The 18,401-nt window shown below is 56.0% G+C and carries 15 protein-coding genes; 12 read left to right on the top strand and 3 right to left on the bottom strand.

What is annotated here, in order from left to right:
• Positions 1-19: 19 nt before the first annotated feature.
• On the bottom strand, positions 20-1,222 hold the full coding sequence (gene ackA, locus KFZ77_RS13635) for an acetate kinase (RefSeq protein WP_031520559.1): 1,203 nt from the start codon (positions 1,220-1,222) through the stop codon (positions 20-22).
• Between the two features lie 331 nt (positions 1,223-1,553).
• Between ackA and yfbV the strand changes: the two genes are divergently transcribed.
• The 4 genes from yfbV to KFZ77_RS13615 all read left to right on the top strand — a co-directional run bounded on the left by yfbV (position 1,554) and on the right by KFZ77_RS13615 (position 5,181).
• Positions 1,554-2,009 carry a terminus macrodomain insulation protein YfbV gene (gene yfbV, locus KFZ77_RS13630; RefSeq protein WP_031520561.1) on the top strand — a complete coding sequence of 152 codons (456 nt, stop codon included), beginning with the start codon at positions 1,554-1,556 and terminating at the stop codon, positions 2,007-2,009.
• Between the two features lie 76 nt (positions 2,010-2,085).
• Entirely contained in the window at positions 2,086-2,580 is a 495-nt protein-coding gene (locus KFZ77_RS13625) for a YfbU family protein (protein WP_264384507.1), read from the top strand.
• Complete coding sequence (locus KFZ77_RS13620; protein WP_264384506.1) at positions 2,573-3,253, top strand: sugar phosphatase; 681 nt, start codon at positions 2,573-2,575, stop codon at positions 3,251-3,253. The genes KFZ77_RS13625 and KFZ77_RS13620 overlap by 8 nt, the downstream gene beginning before the upstream one ends.
• Before the next feature lie 95 nt (positions 3,254-3,348).
• Positions 3,349-5,181, top strand: a complete 1,833-nt coding sequence (locus tag KFZ77_RS13615; RefSeq protein WP_264384505.1) for an SLC13 family permease — start codon at positions 3,349-3,351, stop codon at positions 5,179-5,181.
• Between the two features lie 29 nt (positions 5,182-5,210).
• On the opposite strand, the gene yfbR is transcribed toward KFZ77_RS13615, so the two are convergent.
• Both yfbR and alaA read right to left on the bottom strand, forming a co-directional pair.
• On the bottom strand, positions 5,211-5,810 hold the full coding sequence (gene yfbR / locus KFZ77_RS13610) for a 5'-deoxynucleotidase (protein ID WP_264384504.1): 600 nt from the start codon (positions 5,808-5,810) through the stop codon (positions 5,211-5,213).
• A gap of 76 nt (positions 5,811-5,886) precedes the next feature.
• Positions 5,887-7,101 carry an alanine transaminase AlaA gene (gene alaA, locus KFZ77_RS13605; protein WP_264384503.1) on the bottom strand — a complete coding sequence of 405 codons (1,215 nt, stop codon included), beginning with the start codon at positions 7,099-7,101 and terminating at the stop codon, positions 5,887-5,889.
• A 973-nt stretch (positions 7,102-8,074) separates the two neighbouring features.
• Between alaA and lrhA the strand changes: the two genes are divergently transcribed.
• The 8 genes from lrhA to nuoH all read left to right on the top strand — a co-directional run bounded on the left by lrhA (position 8,075) and on the right by nuoH (position 18,394).
• Positions 8,075-9,013: a transcriptional regulator LrhA gene (gene lrhA, locus KFZ77_RS13600; protein ID WP_031520570.1), complete on the top strand. Its 939-nt coding sequence runs from the start codon at positions 8,075-8,077 to the stop codon at positions 9,011-9,013.
• Between the two features lie 629 nt (positions 9,014-9,642).
• Positions 9,643-10,089 carry an NADH-quinone oxidoreductase subunit NuoA gene (gene nuoA / locus KFZ77_RS13595; protein ID WP_031520571.1) on the top strand — a complete coding sequence of 149 codons (447 nt, stop codon included), beginning with the start codon at positions 9,643-9,645 and terminating at the stop codon, positions 10,087-10,089.
• Between the two features lie 15 nt (positions 10,090-10,104).
• A complete protein-coding gene (gene nuoB / locus KFZ77_RS13590; protein ID WP_031520572.1) occupies positions 10,105-10,779 on the top strand; it encodes an NADH-quinone oxidoreductase subunit NuoB in 675 nt (224 codons plus the stop codon).
• Positions 10,780-10,923: 144 nt separating this feature from the next.
• The gene (gene nuoC / locus KFZ77_RS13585) at positions 10,924-12,735 is read left to right on the top strand and encodes an NADH-quinone oxidoreductase subunit C/D (protein ID WP_031520573.1); all 1,812 of its coding nucleotides are present in this window, start codon (positions 10,924-10,926) and stop codon (positions 12,733-12,735) included.
• Between the two features lie 2 nt (positions 12,736-12,737).
• A complete protein-coding gene (gene nuoE / locus KFZ77_RS13580) occupies positions 12,738-13,238 on the top strand; it encodes an NADH-quinone oxidoreductase subunit NuoE (protein ID WP_031520574.1) in 501 nt (166 codons plus the stop codon).
• On the top strand, positions 13,235-14,572 hold the full coding sequence (gene nuoF, locus KFZ77_RS13575) for an NADH-quinone oxidoreductase subunit NuoF (RefSeq protein WP_264384502.1): 1,338 nt from the start codon (positions 13,235-13,237) through the stop codon (positions 14,570-14,572). Before nuoE ends, nuoF begins: the two co-directional genes overlap by 4 nt.
• A gap of 121 nt (positions 14,573-14,693) precedes the next feature.
• Positions 14,694-17,420: an NADH-quinone oxidoreductase subunit NuoG gene (nuoG, locus tag KFZ77_RS13570; RefSeq protein WP_264384501.1), complete on the top strand. Its 2,727-nt coding sequence runs from the start codon at positions 14,694-14,696 to the stop codon at positions 17,418-17,420.
• Positions 17,417-18,394 (top strand): NADH-quinone oxidoreductase subunit NuoH, encoded by a 978-nt coding sequence (gene nuoH / locus KFZ77_RS13565; protein WP_264384500.1) that lies wholly within the window; start codon positions 17,417-17,419, stop codon positions 18,392-18,394. The genes nuoG and nuoH overlap by 4 nt, the downstream gene beginning before the upstream one ends.
• Positions 18,395-18,401: the final 7 nt, after the last annotated feature.

Here is an 18,401-nt window from a genome sequence, read left to right as displayed (position 1 = left end):
GGTGGCTGGCGGTGGGGAATCAGGCGGTCAGACGGCTGGCGTCCTGCGCAATTACCAACTCTTCGTTGGTCGGGATGACCATCGCGAGGGTAGTGCCTTCTTTATTGATGAAGCCGGACTTGCCGAAGCGGGCAGCCAGGTTGCGTTCGTGGTCAACGTCAAAGCCGAGCACGCCCAGTTTGCCGAGGGAGAGTTCACGCACCATCGCGGCGTTTTCGCCGATACCACCGGTGAAGACGACAGCGTCGAGGCGGCCATCCATCAGCGCGGTGTAAGAGCCGATGTATTTCGCCAGACGGTGGCAGTAAACGTCCATCGCGCGCTTCGCGTCTTCTTTGGTCGCGTAGTTATCTTCAACGTAGCGGCAGTCGCTGGTGACTTCGGTCAGACCCAGCAGGCCGGACTCTTTGGTCAGCATTTTGTTGATGTCGTCAACGCTCATGCCCAGGGTGTCGTGCAGGTGGAAGATGATCGCCGGGTCGATGTCGCCAGAGCGGGTACCCATCACCAGACCTTCCAGCGGGGTCAGACCCATAGAGGTATCTACGCACTTGCCGTTACGGATAGCCGAGACGGAACCGCCGTTGCCCAGGTGGCAGGTGATGATGTTAACTTCATCAACCGGCTTGTTCAGCATCTTCGCCGCTTCCTGCGTCACGTAGAAGTGGCTGGTGCCGTGCGCGCCGTAGCGACGAACGCCGTGCTCTTTGTACAGTTTATACGGCAGGGCATAGAGGTAGGACTCTTCCGGCATGGTCTGGTGGAAGGCGGTGTCAAACACGGCCACGTTTTTGTCTTTCAGGTTCGGGAAGGACTTCAGCGCTTCAGCGATGCCGATCAGGTGAGCCGGGTTATGCAGCGGTGCAAATGACGCGGATTCTTTGATACCCTGAATCACGGACTCGTCGATGATCACTGAGCGGGTGTATTTCTCGCCGCCGTGCACGATACGGTGACCGATAGCGGTCAGCTGTGCGGACAACTCCGGTTTTTGTGCCAGAATGGTATTAACAATGAAGTTAAGCGCTTCACTGTGCGCAGCGCCTGCACCCAGAGCCGCTTCTTCTTTAGCGCCATCCATTTTCCATTTGATACGGGCTTCAGGAAGATGGAAACACTCAGCTAAACCAGAGATGTACTCGTCACCGGTGGCGGCATCAATGATGGCGAATTTCAGTGAGGAGCTACCGCAGTTCAGAACCAGTACTAACTTACTCGACATGGAAGTACCTACTATTAAACGTGGCTAAAAAAAGTCAGCGAGCCTCGTAGCGTAGCGCAAGTTGGCGCTGACATTTATGATTAACGTCATGCCCGGTGCATAATGACATGGCGAAGAAATAAACAGAGTTTACGCCATATTTGCCTGGTATGTACGACATGACGAAAACACAAAATAGTTATACCGCGTACGGTTTAGTATCGGGTGCCATAAAGGCCCGCAAAGGATACCCGATCGCGTTATGGTATGACAAAATATTTTGAACGTTGTTATTCGCAGTTGTTGTTTTGCACAAAAATTTTATTTTTTATTCGTGAAGTTGAGGTAAGCCATGTCGACACCAGAGAATCGCCCGGTCAGCTTTTTTAGCCTGTTTCGTCGCGGGCAGCATTACGCGAAGACGTGGCCCCTGGATAAACGTCTCGCGCCCGTCTTTGTGGAAAACCGCATCATTCGCGCCACCCGCTACGCTATTCGCTTTATGCCGCCGCTGGCGGTATTCACCTTAACCTGGCAAATCGCCCTCGGTGGCCAGCTTGGCCCGGCGGTCGCGACAGCGCTGTTTGCCCTGAGTCTGCCGATGCAGGGGTTGTGGTGGCTGGGTAAACGTTCGGTGACGCCGCTACCGCCGTCCACGCTTGACTGGTTCTATGAAGTGCGCGGCAAGTTACAGGAAGCCGGGCAGGCGCTTGCGCCGGTGGAAGGCAAACCTGACTATCAGGCGCTTGCCGATACGTTAAAACGCGCCTTCAGACAGCTCGATAAAACATTTCTCGATGACTTGTAATTGATCAAAAGGCGTATCGGGAAAAACGGGCAGAGTAGGGGCATTATCCATTTTTGATCTCTCACAGGAGTCCCCCATGGAAATGACCCACGCTCAGCGCCTGATTCTGTCAAACCAGTACAAAATGATGACCCTGCTCGACCCCGATAACGCCGAACGCTACCGCCGCCTGCAAACCATCATCGAACGCGGTTACGGCCTGCAGATGCGCGAGCTGGATCATGAGTTCGGCCAACTGACCGAAGAGACCTGCCGCAGCATCATCGATATCATGGAGATGTACCACGCGCTGCACGTCAGCCGGGCGAACCTCAAGGATACCCAGGGTATTGATGAGCGCCGGGTAACCTTCCTCGGCTTCGATGCCGCAACTGAAGCGCGCTATCTTGGCTACGTGCGCTTTATGGTCAATACCGAAGGCCGCTACACCCATTTCGATGCCGGTACCCACGGCTTCAATGCGCAAACCCCGATGTGGGAAAAATATCAGCGCATGCTGCAGGTGTGGCACGCCTGTCCGCGCCAGTATCATCTGAGCGCAAATGAAATTAATCAGATAATCAATGCATAACCCGGAGGCGGTTTTGAAGTGTAAAGGCTTTCTGTTTGACCTGGATGGTACCCTGGTAGATTCACTCCCGGCCGTTGAACGCGCCTGGTGCAACTGGGCGGACCGCTTCGGTATTGCCCACGATGAGGTGCTCGGTTTCATTCATGGTAAGCAGGCCATCACCTCGCTACGCCACTTTATGGGCGGTCAGTCGGACGAAGCCGTTGCCGCCGAGTTCACCCGCCTTGAACAGATCGAAGCCAGCGATACCGAGGGCATCATTGCGTTACCTGGCGCGCGAGCGCTGCTTGCTCACCTCAACGAAGCCGGCATTCCCTGGGCGATTGTCACCTCTGGATCGCTGCCGGTGGCCTCGGCGCGCCGTGAGGCGACCGGGCTGCCGCTGCCCGAGGTGTTCGTGACCGCCGAGCGCGTGTCGCGCGGTAAGCCGGAGCCGGATGCCTATCTGCTGGGCGCGCAGCTGCTGGGCCTTGCGCCCGAGGAGTGCGTGGTCGTGGAAGACGCCCCGGCGGGTGTGCTGTCGGGTCTGAATGCGCGCTGTCACGTGATAGCCGTCAACGCCCCCGCAGAGACACCGCGTCTGGACGAGGTCGATCTGGTGCTGACCAGCCTTGAACAGCTGAGCGTGGAGAAAGATCGCGACGGCGTGGTGACGGTCAGCAAAAAAGCCTGATATTACTGTCAATCGCCCATGACATGACGTAGCCCCGCATCGCCGGGGCTTTTTTATGCGATGCTTTTTTCATGTTTAACCATCAGGGACAGGATGTGAACAGCGAATTGATCTGGGTACTTTCTCTTCTCTTCATTGCCGTGGTGCTGTTTGCCACCGGTAAAGTCCGCATGGACGCCGTGGCGCTGCTGGTGATCGTCGCCTTTGTACTTAGCGGAACGCTGACGCTGAGCGAGGCGCTGGCGGGGTTCAGCGATCCTAACGTCATTCTGATTGCCGCGCTGTTTATCATCGGTGATGGTCTGGTTCGTACCGGCGTCGCGACAAAAATGGGTGCCTGGCTGATGCAGGTGGCCGGCAGCAGCGAAACCAAAATGCTGGTGTTGCTGATGCTCACCGTGGCCGGACTGGGGGCGTTTATGAGTTCCACCGGCGTGGTGGCCATCTTTATCCCGGTGGTGCTCAGCGTATCGCTGCGCATGAAAACCTCCCCGGCGCGGCTGATGATGCCGCTCAGCTTTGCCGGCCTTATCAGCGGCATGATGACGCTGGTAGCTACCCCGCCGAATCTTGTGGTGCACAGCGAATTGCTGCGTGAGGGGCTGGAGGGCTTTCACTTCTTCAGCGTGACGCCGCTCGGGGTATTAATCCTGATGCTCGGCATTCTCTATATGCTGGTGGCGCGCTTTGCGCTGGTGGGCCGGGACGATGTCGTTCAGGGCGACGACTGGAAGCGCCCGACGTTTCGGGAACTGATCAAAACCTATCGCCTGTCCGGGCGGGCGAGGCGGCTGGCGGTGCGCCACGGGTCGCCGATGATTGGCCGACGGCTGGACGATCTGAAACTGCGCGAGCGTTACGGGGCAAACGTCATTGGCGTCGAGCGCTGGCGGCGTTTTCGTCGCGTGATGGTGGATGTGCAGGGCGTCAGCGAGTTCCGCGAGCGGGACGTCCTGTTGATCGATATGTCCGCCTCGGACGTCGATCTGCGACAGTTCTGCAGCGAGCAGCTGCTGGAGCCGATGGTGTTGCGCGGCGACTATTTCTCCGACCACGCCCTGGACGTAGGCATGGCGGAAGTCTCGCTGGTGCCGGAATCAGAGTTGACCGGGAAAAGCGTGCGGGAAATCGCGTTCCGTACCCGTTACGGGCTGAACGTGGTTGGGTTGCGACGCGATGGCGTGGCGCTGGCGGGTAACGTGGCCGATGAGCCGCTGCGGCTGGGCGATATTCTGCTGGTGGTGGGGAACTGGAAACTTATCACTCAGCTCGGGCAGCGCAACCGTAACTTTCTGGTGCTCAATCTGCCGGTAGAGGAGAGCGATGCCTCCCCGGCGCACAGTCAGGCACCCCACGCGCTGTTTTGCCTGGTACTGATGGTCGCGCTGATGCTGACCGATGAAATTCCCAATCCCATCGCGGCGATAATCGCCTGCCTGCTGATGGGCAAATTCCGCTGTATTTCCTTGGAGAGCGCGTACCGGGCTATCCACTGGCCGAGCATTATTCTCATCGTCGGCATGATGCCTTTCGCGCAGGCGCTGCAGAAAACCGGCGGGGTGGATTTGATTGTGCGTGGGCTGATGGATGTGGGGGGCGGCTACGGGCCTTACGGCATGCTGATTTGCCTGTTTATCATGTGCGCCGCCATCGGGCTGTTTATCTCTAATACCGCAACCGCTGTGCTGATGGCGCCGATTGCACTGGCTGCGGCGAAGTCTATGGGTGTCTCGCCGTATCCGTTTGCCATGGTGGTGGCGATGGCGGCGTCCGCGGCGTTTATGACGCCGGTTTCATCGCCGGTAAATACGCTGGTGCTGGCACCGGGGAATTATCGCTTCAGCGATTTTGTGAAAATCGGTGTGCCATTCACCCTCATCGTGATGGTGGTGAGCGTAATCGTCATCCCGCTGCTGTTTCCATTCTGAGGGCGCATCGACCGCGCCCCGTTATGGCATTACAGCGGTGAATCCTGGCTGATTTCATCGAGGGAAAGGTGGAAGCTGGGAACGAACATCGCCATGAAATAATCCATTTCCTGGCTGCGTCGCGATTCCAGCGTTTTCTCCAGACGACTTTTCGCCAGCCTGAATTCGTTGTTGCCGGCGGAAAGTTCTTCAAGGCACTTAAGATAGGCACACAGCGCATCTGCCTGCTTGACCATTGCTTTTTCTTCATCGCTGTAATGATGCTCATCAATTAACGGGGCGAACAGATCCCGTAACTCTTCCGGCACCATATCCACCAGCTTCTGCTGGGCAATTTTCTCGATCGCTTTATATTCCTGCGCAATCTGGCTGTTGAAGTATTTCACCGGCGTCGGCAGATCGCCGGTCAGCACTTCGCTGGCATCGTGATACATCGCCAGCAAGGCAATGCGCTCGGCGTTAAGCGCGCCGCCAAATTTACGGTTTTTGATCACGGCAAGCGCGTGAGCGACCATCGCCACCTGCAGACTGTGTTCAGACACGTTCTCGGTGCGCACGTTGCGCATCAGCGGCCAGCGATTGATTAGTTTGAGGCGGGACAGGTAGGCAAAAAAATGGCTCTGGTTCATAGCACTCTCGATCGGTGACAACTGGAGAGCCATTGTGCTGGCAGCGGGGGGAAGATGCAAATCCTCCCCCTGCGGCTTACTGGTGGTAGCCTGAGAGGAAGCGGCCAAATTTGGTGATGGCCATATCCAGCTCATCAATGCGCGGCAGCGTCACGATGCGCACATGGTCCGGCCATGGCCAGTTAAAGGCGGTGCCCTGGACCAGCAGCACTTTTTCCTGCAGCAGGAAATCGAGCACCATTTTCTGATCATCGTGAATATTGAAGCGCTTTGCGTCGATTTTCGGGAACATATAGAGTGCGCCTTTAGGCTTCACGCAGCTCACGCCCGGGATCTCATTAATAAGCTCCCATGCCCGGTTACGCTGCTCAAACAGGCGGCCCCCCGGTGCGATGAATTCGCTGATGCTCTGATAGCCGCCAAGCGCGGTCTGGATGGCGTGTTGCGCTGGTACGTTGGCGCACAGGCGCATCGACGCCAGCATCTCCAGCCCTTCGATATAGCCTTTTGCGTGCTTTTTCGGGCCGTTAAGCACCATCCAGCCCTGGCGGAAGCCCGCCACGCGGTAGGTTTTCGACAGGCCGTTGAAGGTGACGGTCAACAGGTCAGGGGCCAGCGCGGCGATGGAGTGATGCTCCGCCTCGTCGTAAAGAATTTTGTCGTAAATCTCATCGGCAAAGATGATGAGGTTGTGCTGACGGGCGATTTCCACCACTTCCATCAACAACTCTCTGGAGTACACCGCGCCGGTAGGGTTGTTCGGGTTGATAATGACAATGCCCCGGGTGCGCGGCGTGATTTTGGCACGAATGTCGTCCAGATCGGGGAACCAGTCCGATGATTCATCGCACAGATAATGCACGGCTTTACCGCTGGATAGCGCGACCGCTGCGGTCCAGAGTGGATAATCCGGGGCCGGCACCAGCATCTCGTCGCCGCTGTTCAGCAGCGCCTGCATCGATTGCACGATCAGCTCTGACACGCCGTTACCAATATAGATATCTTCTACGGTAACATCGCGCATATCCCGCGCCTGATAGTGCTGCATGATGGCTTTGCGGGCTGAATAGAGGCCTTTGGAGTCCGAGTAACCCTGCGCGGTCGGCAAATTGCGAATGACATCGACGAGAATTTCGTCCGGCGCGTCGAAGCCGAACGGTGCCGGATTACCGATGTTCAGTTTCAGGACTTTATTGCCTTCTTCTTCGAGGCGCTTTGCCTCTTTGAGAACCGGCCCGCGGATGTCGTAACAGACATTATCTAGCTTGCTGGATTTTTCAATTGGTGACATGACTCTTGGCCTGTAGCAGTTGCGACGCTTCCTGCCATGGAAGCGAGATGGCGACAATGTACTCTTCACACCGGCGGTTTTGAAGTCTGACAGCGCAGCGGGCAGCATTTTATTTTTAGCAATGGCACACTGTGAGCAAAGTTGGCTGGATAATCTGTTTGGGGTAATGTATGGCAGAGCAATGTTCGGTCAGGTGGTGTCACCAGTACGCCAGTTTCAACTGGTTGTTTCTCTGGTAACCTCATGGTTTTATGTTTTTTTATGCTAAATCTCCTGAAATGACCGCGCTAATAGCTCAGAAAAAATGAATTAACCCCGGTAGCAGAACGCCATCTTCCCCCTGGCAGCTTAATTAAATTTGTCGAAACACGGTTATAACGGTTAATTGAAAACGAACGAAATTAGTTAGCGTTATTTTATCTTAAGTGACAAGACAGACGGGAAATAAAGGGTCGGGAAAGAATACATCTCATTCCGGCTGTAAGTAATGGTAAGAATTGCGCTTATACGCTTATAAAAAGTGGTGATTTAGGTTAAGATTAGCGCTTCGGTGTGGTAAGCCAGTGTTGCACAGTGGGAAGTACCGCTATTAAGAGTGGAGGTCGTTGTAAATGCTCCTGATCCTTTCAGGCCTGAGTGGCTGTTCCGGCTGAGAACCGCAGCGCGAAATGTTATGTAAAGTTTAACCGGGTAAACACCGGTCATATTTACTAATGTTGCCTCATATTTATCGTTAGACTGGTATAACCACCTGAAAGTTTGTATGTTGTAGCCCGGGTTAAATATTTTTTTGTAGCGAACGCGCTCCGCTCGCGCTCCTTTAATGCAAATTTATATAAATAAACCGTCTCACCGCTGGCAGACAGATTTAACCCGTGGACGCATTTTTTAAATGGAATTCCTTAATTTTCCAATAACACATAGCAATAGGCCGGGGCAGCTCCAGACGAGCGACCTGACAGTGAATAACAATATGATTAATGCAAATCGTCCGATACTCAATCTCGACCTCGATCTGCTGAGAACCTTTGTTGCGGTCGCTGACCTGAATACTTTCGCTGCCGCTGCGGTGGCAGTAAGTCGTACTCAGTCTGCGGTGAGTCAACAAATGCAGCGTCTGGAGCAGTTGGTCGGCAAGGAACTCTTCGCCAGGCATGGCCGTAACAAATTACTGACCGAGCACGGAATTCAGCTTCTGGGCTACGCCAGAAAAATTCTGCGCTTCAATGATGAAGCTTGCATGTCGCTAATGTTTAGCAACCTGCAGGGCGTGCTTACGCTTGGGGCGTCAGACGAAACCGCTGATACCATCCTGCCGTTCGTGTTAAGCCGCATCACTTCGGTTTATCCGAAGCTTGCACTGGATGTGCGCGTGAAGCGCAACCCCCAGATGCAGGATATGCTGGCGCAACAGGAGGTTGACCTGATTATCACCGCGCATCGTCAGCTTCAGGGCGAAAGCGTGGTGCTACGCACGTCGCCGACGCTGTGGTACTGCGCAGCGGATTACATCCTGCAACCCGGGGAACCCATCCCGCTGGTGCTGCTTGACGATCCGAGTCCGTGTCGCGACCTGCTGCTGGCAAAGCTCAACGAAGCCGGTCTGTCGTGGCGCATCGCCTATGTTGCTTCGACGCTGCCTGCTATGCGTGCCGCGGTGAAGGCGGGATTGGGTATTACCGCACGGCCGGTGGAGATGATGAGCCCGGAACTGCGTGTGCTGGGGCAAAGCGAAGGGCTGCCGCAGTTGCCGGAAACGGAATATCACCTTTCACGCAATCCCAACAGCCAGAACGAGCTGGCAGACGTTATTTTTGAAGCGATGGAGAGTCTTCAGACGCCGTGGCGCTATACGGCCCCGGTCGATGGCGGGGATGACAGCGTGCTGCTGGACGGTAGCATCAGTGAATAACCCTTCAGGAATAGTAACAATTTGTTAATTGCTAAAAACGCGCCCCTGAAAACATTTTGCATTTCAGGGGCGCGTTTTTTACATATTCCAAATTTCATCCTTCCGCACACCCCGTATTCCTTATGCTCTGCAAGGGCTTTTGCGCGCCGTTGAGCAAATTTCACTCGCTATTGCAAGCTGCGCAAAGGGGCACTTATTGTTAAAAATTAACCTCGTTTGTTGCTGCTTTTTTGAGGGAATTAACAAAAGCGTGTCTCAGATCAAGAAAATACCCCTGTTGAGGGGGATGAATAGTTGAGAATTCCTGCCAAAATAGAGGGGTAATTTTTTATTTCCTCCATCAACGGACACGATTCAACAACATGGATTACGCTTACCCCTGTACATCTCAGGGGCAAAAAGGGCATGAAATGTTAATGAAATGAGGCCGATGTAAATTAATGTGAGGATACTTTTGTTAAAGTTGACAAAAGGTTATAGAAAGGAGTAAAAAACCACATCAATTTGCTGCCTAAGTCACGTTTTCCGGCAATGATTGTACGGTTTCTTTGTTCCTCCCCATGAATCGATGTGATGTTCATCTGCCAATAAGAGTAGAGATTTTCCGCATCACTTTTGATGAGTAAGCAATGAGTATGTCAACATCCACTGAAGTCATCGCTCATCACTGGGCATTCGCAATCTTTCTTATTGTCGCCATCGGCCTGTGCTGTCTGATGCTGCTCGGGGCCTGGTTCCTCGGCGGTCGCGCAAGAGCCCGGCACAAAAACACGCCTTTCGAGTCGGGTATCGACTCCGTTGGTACAGCGCGTCTGCGCCTGTCCGCTAAGTTCTACCTTGTGGCGATGTTTTTTGTCATCTTCGACGTAGAAGCCCTGTATCTTTTCGCGTGGTCGACATCGGTTCGCGAAAGCGGATGGGTCGGCTTCGTTGAAGCCGCAATTTTCATTTTAGTGTTACTGGCCGGTCTGGTTTATCTGGTGCGTATCGGCGCGCTGGACTGGACGCCTGCAGCCTCACGCCGCAGTCGTATCAACCCGGAAACCGACAGCGACACTAGTCGTCATACGCAGTAACAGCGAGGCAATAAGATGGATTATACGCTCACCCGCATAGATCCTAACGGTGAGAACGACCGTTACCCCCTGCAAAAACAGGAGATCGTTCCGGATCCCCTGGAGCAAGAGGTTAACCGCAGCGTGTTCATGGGCAAGCTCGAAGATGTCCTGCACGGCATGGTCAACTGGGGCCGTAAAAACTCAATCTGGCCTTATAACTTCGGCCTTTCATGCTGCTATGTAGAAATGGTGACGTCGTTTACTGCGGTACACGACGTTGCGCGTTTTGGTGCGGAAGTACTGCGTGCGTCACCGCGTCAGGCCGACCTGATGGTTATCGCCGGTACGCCGTTTACCAAAATGGCACCCGTGATTCAGCGTCTTTATGACCAGATGCTCGAACCAAAATGGGTCATTTCTATGGGCGCCTGCGCCAACTCCGGCGGCATGTACGATATCTATTCCGTGGTCCAGGGCGTGGATAAGTTCCTTCCGGTTGATGTGTATATCCCGGGATGTCCGCCGCGTCCGGAAGCCTATATGCAGGCACTGATGCTGCTGCAGGAGTCCATCGGCAAAGAGCGTCGTCCGCTTTCATGGGTGGTCGGGGATCAGGGCGTGTACCGCGCCAATATGCAGTCAGAGCGTGAGCGTAAACGCGGCGAGCGCATTGCGGTCACCAACCTGCGTACACCAGACGAAATTTAATTTGCGCTTGCGGGGCGTGGATGACCCGGACGTATTAAGCCGCAGCGGAACCTGCTGCGTGGCTGAATAAGAAGGGAATACTTCGCACATTATTAAACAAAAACGCGAAGCCACGATCTGCCAGTCACTACTGAACCATTTAACATGGTGAACATTATGACCGATTTAACTGCGCATGAAGCCGCTACGCCTTTCTGGCAAACCCGCGATCATCTGGACGATCCGGTAATCGGCGAACTGCGTAACCGTTTTGGGCCGGATGCTTTTTCTGTTCAGGCTACCCGCACCGGGGTTCCGGTGGTCTGGGTTAAGCGTGAGCAATTACTGGAAGTTGGCGATTTCTTAAAGAAACTCCCGAAACCTTATGTCATGCTTTTCGACCTGCATGGCATGGATGAGCGTCTACGCACCCACCGCGCGGGTTTACCTGCCGCGGATTTTTCCGTTTTCTATCATCTGATGTCCCTCGACCGCAATCGCGACATCATGCTCAAAGTAGCGCTGAGCGAAAACGATCTCAACGTGCCGACCTTCACCAAACTGTTCCCGAATGCCAACTGGTACGAGCGTGAAACCTGGGAGATGTTCGGCATCACCTTTAACGGTCATCCGCACCTGACGCGTATCATGATGCCGCCGACCTGGGAAGGGCACCCGCTGCGTAAAGACTACCCGGCGCGCGCTACCGAATTCGATCCCTTCGAGCTGACAAAGCAGAAGCAGGATCTGGAGATGGAAGCGCTGACCTTCAAGCCGGAAGACTGGGGCATGAAGCGCGGGACCGACAACGAGGACTTCATGTTCCTCAACCTCGGCCCGAACCACCCGTCGGCGCACGGTGCATTCCGTATCATCCTTCAGCTTGATGGCGAAGAGATTGTCGATTGCGTACCGGATATTGGCTACCACCACCGTGGTGCTGAGAAGATGGGCGAACGTCAGTCCTGGCACAGCTACATTCCGTACACTGACCGTATCGAATACCTCGGCGGCTGCGTGAACGAAATGCCTTACGTGCTGGCCGTGGAAAAACTGGCGGGTATCGTAGTGCCGGATCGCGTTAACGTGATTCGCGTGATGCTCTCCGAGCTGTTCCGCATCAACAGCCATCTGCTCTATATCTCGACCTTTATTCAGGACGTCGGTGCGATGACGCCGGTATTCTTCGCCTTTACCGACCGTCAGAAAATCTACGATCTGGTTGAAGCGATCACCGGTTTCCGTATGCACCCGGCCTGGTTCCGCATCGGCGGCGTGGCGCATGACCTGCCGCGCGGCTGGGATCGCCTGCTGCGCGAGTTCCTTGAGTGGATGCCGAAGCGTCTGGATTCTTACGAGAAAGCGGCGCTGCGCAACACCATTCTGAAAGGGCGCTCTCAGGGCGTGGCCGCTTACGGCGCGAAAGAAGCGCTGGAGTGGGGCACCACCGGCGCAGGTCTGCGCGCCACCGGGATCGACTTCGACGTGCGTAAGGCGCGTCCTTACTCTGGCTATGAAAACTTCGACTTCGAAATTCCGGTGGGCGGCGGCGTCAGTGATGCTTACACCCGCGTGATGCTGAAAGTGGAAGAGCTGCGCCAGAGCCTGCGTATTCTTGAGCAGTGCCTCAACAACATGCCGGAAGGCCCGTTCAAAGCGGATCACCCGCTGACCACGCCGCCGCCGAAAGAGCGCACGCTTCAGCATATCGAAACCCTGATCACTCACTTCCTGCAGGTTTCCTGGGGTCCGGTAATGCCGGCCAACGAATCCTTCCAGATGATCGAGGCGACCAAAGGGATCAACAGTTACTACCTGACCAGCGACGGCAGCACCATGAGCTACCGTACCCGCGTCCGTACTCCAAGCTTCCCGCACCTGCAGCAGATCCCGTCTGTGATCCGCGGCAGCCTGGTGTCCGACCTGATCGTCTATCTGGGTAGTATCGATTTTGTTATGTCAGATGTGGACCGCTAATTATGCACGAGAATCAACAACCACAAACCGAGGCTTTTGAGCTGAGTGCGGCAGAGCGTGAGGCAATTGAGCACGAAAAGCACCACTACGAAGACCCGCGTGCGGCGTCCATTGAAGCGCTGAAAATCGTACAGAAACAGCGTGGCTGGGTGCCGGATGGCGCGATCTACGCCATCGCCGACGTGCTGGGTATTCCGGCAAGCGACGTAGAAGGCGTGGCGACGTTCTATAGCCAGATCTTCCGTCAGCCGGTGGGCCGTCATGTCATTCGCTACTGCGACAGCGTAGTGTGTCACATCACCGGCTACCAGGGCATTCAGTCGGCGATTGAAAAGCACCTGAGCATTAAGCCGGGCCAGACCACATTCGACGGCCGTTTCACGCTGCTGCCGACCTGCTGCCTGGGCAACTGCGACCGCGGTCCGACCATGATGATTGATGAGGATACTCACAGCTATCTGACGCCGGAGGGGATCCCCAACCTGCTGGAGCAGTATAAATGAAGACAATTATTCGTACTGCCGAGACCCATCCGCTGACGTGGCGACTGCGCGACGACAAACAACCGGTGTGGCTCGAAGAGTATCGCAGCAAAAACGGTTATGAAGGCGCGCGTAAAGCCCTGACCGGCATGGCGCCGGATGACATCGTGAATGCGGTAAAAGACGCTGGCCTGAAAGGGCGCGGCGGCGCAGGCTTTTCCACCGGTCTGAAGTGGAGCCTGATGCCGAAAGACGAATCCATGAACATTCGCTACCTGCTATGCAATGCGGATGAAATGGAGCCGGGCACCTATAAAGACCGCCTGCTGATGGAGCAACTGCCGCACCTGCTGGTCGAAGGCATGCTGATCTCCGCCTTCGCGCTGAAAGCGTACCGCGGCTATATCTTCCTGCGCGGCGAGTACATCGAAGCCGCCGATCGCCTGCGTCGCGCCATCGCGGAAGCGACCGAAGCGGGCCTGCTTGGGAAAAACATCCTCGGCACCGGTTTCGATTTTGAGCTGTTTGTTCATACCGGCGCAGGGCGTTACATCTGTGGCGAAGAAACTGCACTCATCAACTCCCTCGAAGGGCGTCGTGCCAACCCACGTTCCAAGCCGCCGTTCCCGGCGAGCAGCGGCGTGTGGGGCAAGCCAACCTGCGTCAACAACGTAGAAACCCTGTGTAACGTGCCGGCTATTCTCGCAAACGGCGTCGAATGGTATCAGAACATCTCTACCAGCAAAGACGCGGGCACCAAGCTGATGGGCTTCTCCGGTCGCGTGAAAAATCCTGGCGTCTGGGAATTGCCGTTTGGCACCACTGCTCGTGAAATCCTTGAGGATTACGCTGGTGGTATGCGCGATGGCCTGAAGTTCAAAGCCTGGCAGCCGGGTGGCGCGGGTACTGACTTCCTGACCGAATCACACCTCGATTTGCCAATGGAATTCGAAAGCATCGGTAAAGCGGGCAGCCGTCTGGGTACAGCGCTGGCGATGGCCGTCGACCATGAAATTGGTATGGTGCCGCTGGTGCGTAACCTGGAAGAGTTTTTCGCGCGCGAGTCCTGCGGCTGGTGTACGCCATGTCGCGACGGCCTGCCGTGGAGCGTGAAGATCCTGCGCGCGCTTGAGCGTGGGGAAGGGCAACCGGGGGATATCGAGACGCTTGAGCAGCTGTGTCGCTTCCTCGGTCCGGGTAAAACCTTCTGTGCCCACGCGCCAGGCGCCGTAGAGCCGCTGCAAAGCGCGATTAAATATTTCCGTGACGAATTCGAAGCGGGCATCAAACAGGACTTCAGCAATACCCGTCATATCAGCGGGATTCAGCCTAACCTGTTAAAAGCACGCTGGTGATCGTTTTCACTCCCTCAGCCTGACGCTCTTTCGCGGAAGAAACGGGTGAGGGGAGTGAAATAACGAAAGAATTTTGATTAACGCTCAGCGTTTAGCTGGGATAACTGGAAGCATGCTGACTATGGCTACGATTCATGTAGACGGCAAAGAATATGAGGTAGACGGTGCGGACAACCTGTTACAGGCATGTCTGTCGCTTGGCCTCGATATTCCTTACTTTTGCTGGCACCCGGCGCTGGGAAGCGTTGGCGCCTGCCGCCAGTGCGCGGTAAAGCAATATCAGAACGCAGAAGATACTCGCGGTCGTCTGGTGATGTCCTGTATGACACCGGCATCCGACGGGACCTTTATCTCTATTGACGATGGCGAAGCAAAACAGTTCCGCGAAAGCGTGGTGGAGTGGTTGATGACTAACCACCCGCACGACTGTCCGGTCTGTGAAGAGGGGGGCAACTGCCACCTGCAGGATATGACCGTAATGACCGGTCATAGCTTCCGTCGCTACCGTTTCACTAAGCGTACCCACCGCAATCAGGATCTGGGGCCGTTCATCTCTCATGAAATGAACCGCTGCATCGCCTGCTACCGTTGTGTGCGCTACTACAAAGACTATGCGGACGGCAAAGATCTGGGCGTTTACGGCGCGCATGACAACGTCTACTTCGGTCGTCCGGAAGACGGCACGCTGGAAAGCGAGTTTTCCGGCAACCTGGTTGAGATTTGCCCGACCGGCGTCTTCACCGATAAAACGCACTCCGAGCGCTACAACCGTAAGTGGGACATGCAGTTCGCACCGAGCATCTGCCAGCAGTGCTCTCTCGGCTGTAACACCAGCCCGGGCGAGCGCTACGGTGAACTGCGCCGTATCGAAAACCGCTACAACGGTACCGTTAACCACTACTTCCTGTGCGATCGCGGTCGTTTTGGCTATGGCTATGTGAACCTGAAAGACCGTCCGCGTCAGCCGGTTCAGCGTCGTGGCAACGACCTCATCACCCTCAACGCCGAGCAGGCAATGCAGGGCGCGGCGGATATCCTGCGCCAGTCGAAGAAAGTGATCGGTATCGGTTCCCCGCGCGCCAGCGTCGAGAGCAACTTTGCGCTGCGTGAGCTGGTCGGTGCGGAAAACTTCTATACCGGGATTGCGGCGGGCGAGCAGGAACGTCTGCAGCTGATGCTGAAACTGCTGCGTGAAAGCGGCATTCGCACCCCGGCGCTGCGTGAAATCGAATCCTACGATGCGGTACTGGTGCTGGGCGAAGACATTACCCAGACAGGCGCACGCGTTGCGCTGGCGGTTCGTCAGGCGGTGAAAGGGAAAGCGCGTGAGATGGCAGCGGCACAGAAAGTGGCCGACTGGCAGATTGCGGCCATTCTGAACATCGGTCAGCATGCGAAACATCCGCTGTTTGTGACCAACGTTGACAGCACCCGTCTGGACGATATCGCTGCGTGGACCTATCGCGCGCCGGTTGAAGATCAGGCGCGTCTCGGTTTTGCCGTTGCTCATGCCCTCGACAGCGCTTCCCCGGCGGTCGAAGGTCTTTCCAGCGATCTGCAGAACAAAGTAGACGTCATCGTTCAGGCGCTGGCCGGGGCGAAAAAACCGCTGATTATCTCTGGGACTAACGCCGGTAGCGTGGAAATGCTGCAGGCGGCGGCGAACGTGGCGAAAGCCCTGAAAGGTCGCGGCGCAGACGTGGGTATTACCATGATTGCCCGCGCGGTAAACAGCGTCGGCCTCGGTATGATCGGTGGCGGCTCGCTGGACGACGCGTTAAGCGAACTGGAAACCGGTGCCGCAGATGCGGTGGTGGTGCTGGAGAACGATCTGCATCGTCACGCCAGCGCCGCGCGCGTCGACGCTGCGCTGGCGAAAGCGCCACTGGTACTGGTTATCGATCACCAGCGCACCGCCATCATGGAACACGCGCACCTGGTGCTCTCCACGGCAAGCTTTGCCGAGAGCGACGGCACGGTGATCAACAACGAAGGTCGCGCCCAGCGCTTCTTCCAGGTGTATGACCCGGCGTACTACGACAGCAACGCGATCATGCTGGAAAGCTGGCGCTGGCTGCATTCGCTGCACAGCACCGTCACCAACCGCGAGGTTGACTGGACCCAGCTCGACCACGTTATCGATGCGGCCATCACCGCGCTGCCGCAGCTCGCAGGCATTAAAGATGCTGCGCCAGAAGCGTCGTTCCGTATTCGTGGTCAGAAACTGGCGCGTGAACCGCACCGCTACAGCGGTCGTACCGCGATGCGTGCCAACATCAGCGTACACGAACCGCGTCAGCCGCAGGATAAAGACACCATGTTCGCCTTCTCAATGGAAGGTAACAACCAGCCGTCTGCTCCGCGTTCGCAGATCCCGTTTGCCTGGGCGCCAGGCTGGAACTCCCCGCAGGCATGGAACAAATTCCAGGCCGAAGTGGGCGGTTCACTGCGTCACGGTGACCCTGGCGTGCGTCTTATCGAAGCCTCAGAAACCGGTATCGATTACTTCGCTCAGGTTCCGGCGCGCTTCGAAGCGCAGGACGGAAAATGGCTGATTGCCCCGTACTATCACCTGTTTGGTAGTGACGAGATGTCGCAGCGTTCGCCGGTATTCCAGCAGCGTATGCCGGAGCCGTACATCAAGCTTAATCCGGCGGATGCCGCGAAGCTTGGCGTGAACGCCGGTGCGAAAGTCTCCTTCAGTTACGAAGGTCAGACCATCAGCCTGCCGCTGGTCATCTCTGAAGGGCTGGTAGAAGGGCAGGTGGGTCTGCCGATGGGAATGCCAGGTATTGCGCCGGTACTTGCCGGGGCTCGTCTTGAAAATCTGCAGGAGGCGCGCGCATGAGCTGGTTTACACCGGAACTTATCGAGATCCTGCTGAGCATTCTCAAAGCGATCGTTATTCTGCTGGTCGTGGTGATCTGCGGCGCGTTCATGAGCTTTGGCGAGCGTCGTCTGCTCGGCCTGTTCCAGAACCGTTACGGGCCGAACCGCGTTGGCTGGGGTGGTTCACTCCAGCTGGTCGCGGACATGATCAAGATGTTCTTTAAAGAGGACTGGGTACCGCGCTTTACCGACCGCATGATCTTTACCCTTGCGCCGATGATCGCCTTTACCTCGCTGCTGCTGGCGTTTGCTATCGTCCCGGTCAGTCCGACCTGGGTGGTAGCCGACCTCAACATCGGCATCCTGTTCTTCCTGATGATGGCAGGGCTGGCGGTTTACGCGGTGCTGTTTGCGGGCTGGGCGAGTAACAACAAATACTCGCTGCTCGGTGCGATGCGTGCCTCTGCGCAAACCCTGAGCTACGAAGTGTTCCTCGGACTCTCCCTGATGGGCGTGGTGGCGCAGGCCGGTTCGTTCAACATGACCGACATCGTCAACAATCAGGCCGACATCTGGAACGTGATCCCGCAGTTCTTTGGCTTTATTACCTTTGCTATCGCCGGCGTGGCGGTGTGTCACCGTCACCCGTTTGACCAGCCGGAAGCAGAGCAGGAGCTGGCCGACGGTTACCACATTGAATATTCCGGTATGAAGTTCGGTCTGTTCTTTGTCGGTGAATACGTCGCTATCGTTACCGTTTCGGCACTGATCGTCACCCTGTTCTTTGGTGGCTGGCATGGCCCGTGGTTACCGCCATTCATCTGGTTCGCGCTGAAAACCGCGTTCTTCATGATGATGTTTATTCTGATCCGCGCAGCATTACCGCGTCCGCGTTATGACCAGGTAATGTCCTTCGGCTGGAAAGTGTGCCTGCCGCTGACGCTGATCAACTTGCTGGTAACGGCGGCTGTCATTCTCTGGCAGGCGCAATAAGGGGCGA

It is taken from the genome of Siccibacter colletis, assembly GCF_025914095.1.
GTDB classification, from domain to species: domain Bacteria; phylum Pseudomonadota; class Gammaproteobacteria; order Enterobacterales; family Enterobacteriaceae; genus Siccibacter; species Siccibacter colletis.
This window is presented reverse-complemented; position numbering and strand designations above follow the sequence as displayed.

Excerpts from the sequence above, each read along its gene's own strand:
- ackA (WP_031520559.1), bottom strand. The coding sequence starts at position 1,222 with ATGTCGAGTAAGTTAGTACTGGTTCTGAACTGCGGTAGCTCCTCACTG.
- yfbV (WP_031520561.1), top strand. The coding sequence starts at position 1,554 with ATGTCGACACCAGAGAATCGCCCGGTCAGCTTTTTTAGCCTGTTTCGT.
- KFZ77_RS13625 (WP_264384507.1), top strand. The coding sequence starts at position 2,086 with ATGGAAATGACCCACGCTCAGCGCCTGATTCTGTCAAACCAGTACAAA.
- KFZ77_RS13620 (WP_264384506.1), top strand. The coding sequence starts at position 2,573 with ATGCATAACCCGGAGGCGGTTTTGAAGTGTAAAGGCTTTCTGTTTGAC.
- yfbR (WP_264384504.1), bottom strand. The coding sequence starts at position 5,810 with ATGAACCAGAGCCATTTTTTTGCCTACCTGTCCCGCCTCAAACTAATC.
- alaA (WP_264384503.1), bottom strand. The coding sequence starts at position 7,101 with ATGTCACCAATTGAAAAATCCAGCAAGCTAGATAATGTCTGTTACGAC.
- lrhA (WP_031520570.1), top strand. The coding sequence starts at position 8,075 with ATGATTAATGCAAATCGTCCGATACTCAATCTCGACCTCGATCTGCTG.
- nuoA (WP_031520571.1), top strand. The coding sequence starts at position 9,643 with ATGAGTATGTCAACATCCACTGAAGTCATCGCTCATCACTGGGCATTC.
- nuoB (WP_031520572.1), top strand. The coding sequence starts at position 10,105 with ATGGATTATACGCTCACCCGCATAGATCCTAACGGTGAGAACGACCGT.
- nuoC (WP_031520573.1), top strand. The coding sequence starts at position 10,924 with ATGGTGAACATTATGACCGATTTAACTGCGCATGAAGCCGCTACGCCT.
- nuoE (WP_031520574.1), top strand. The coding sequence starts at position 12,738 with ATGCACGAGAATCAACAACCACAAACCGAGGCTTTTGAGCTGAGTGCG.
- nuoF (WP_264384502.1), top strand. The coding sequence starts at position 13,235 with ATGAAGACAATTATTCGTACTGCCGAGACCCATCCGCTGACGTGGCGA.
- nuoG (WP_264384501.1), top strand. The coding sequence starts at position 14,694 with ATGGCTACGATTCATGTAGACGGCAAAGAATATGAGGTAGACGGTGCG.
- nuoH (WP_264384500.1), top strand. The coding sequence starts at position 17,417 with ATGAGCTGGTTTACACCGGAACTTATCGAGATCCTGCTGAGCATTCTC.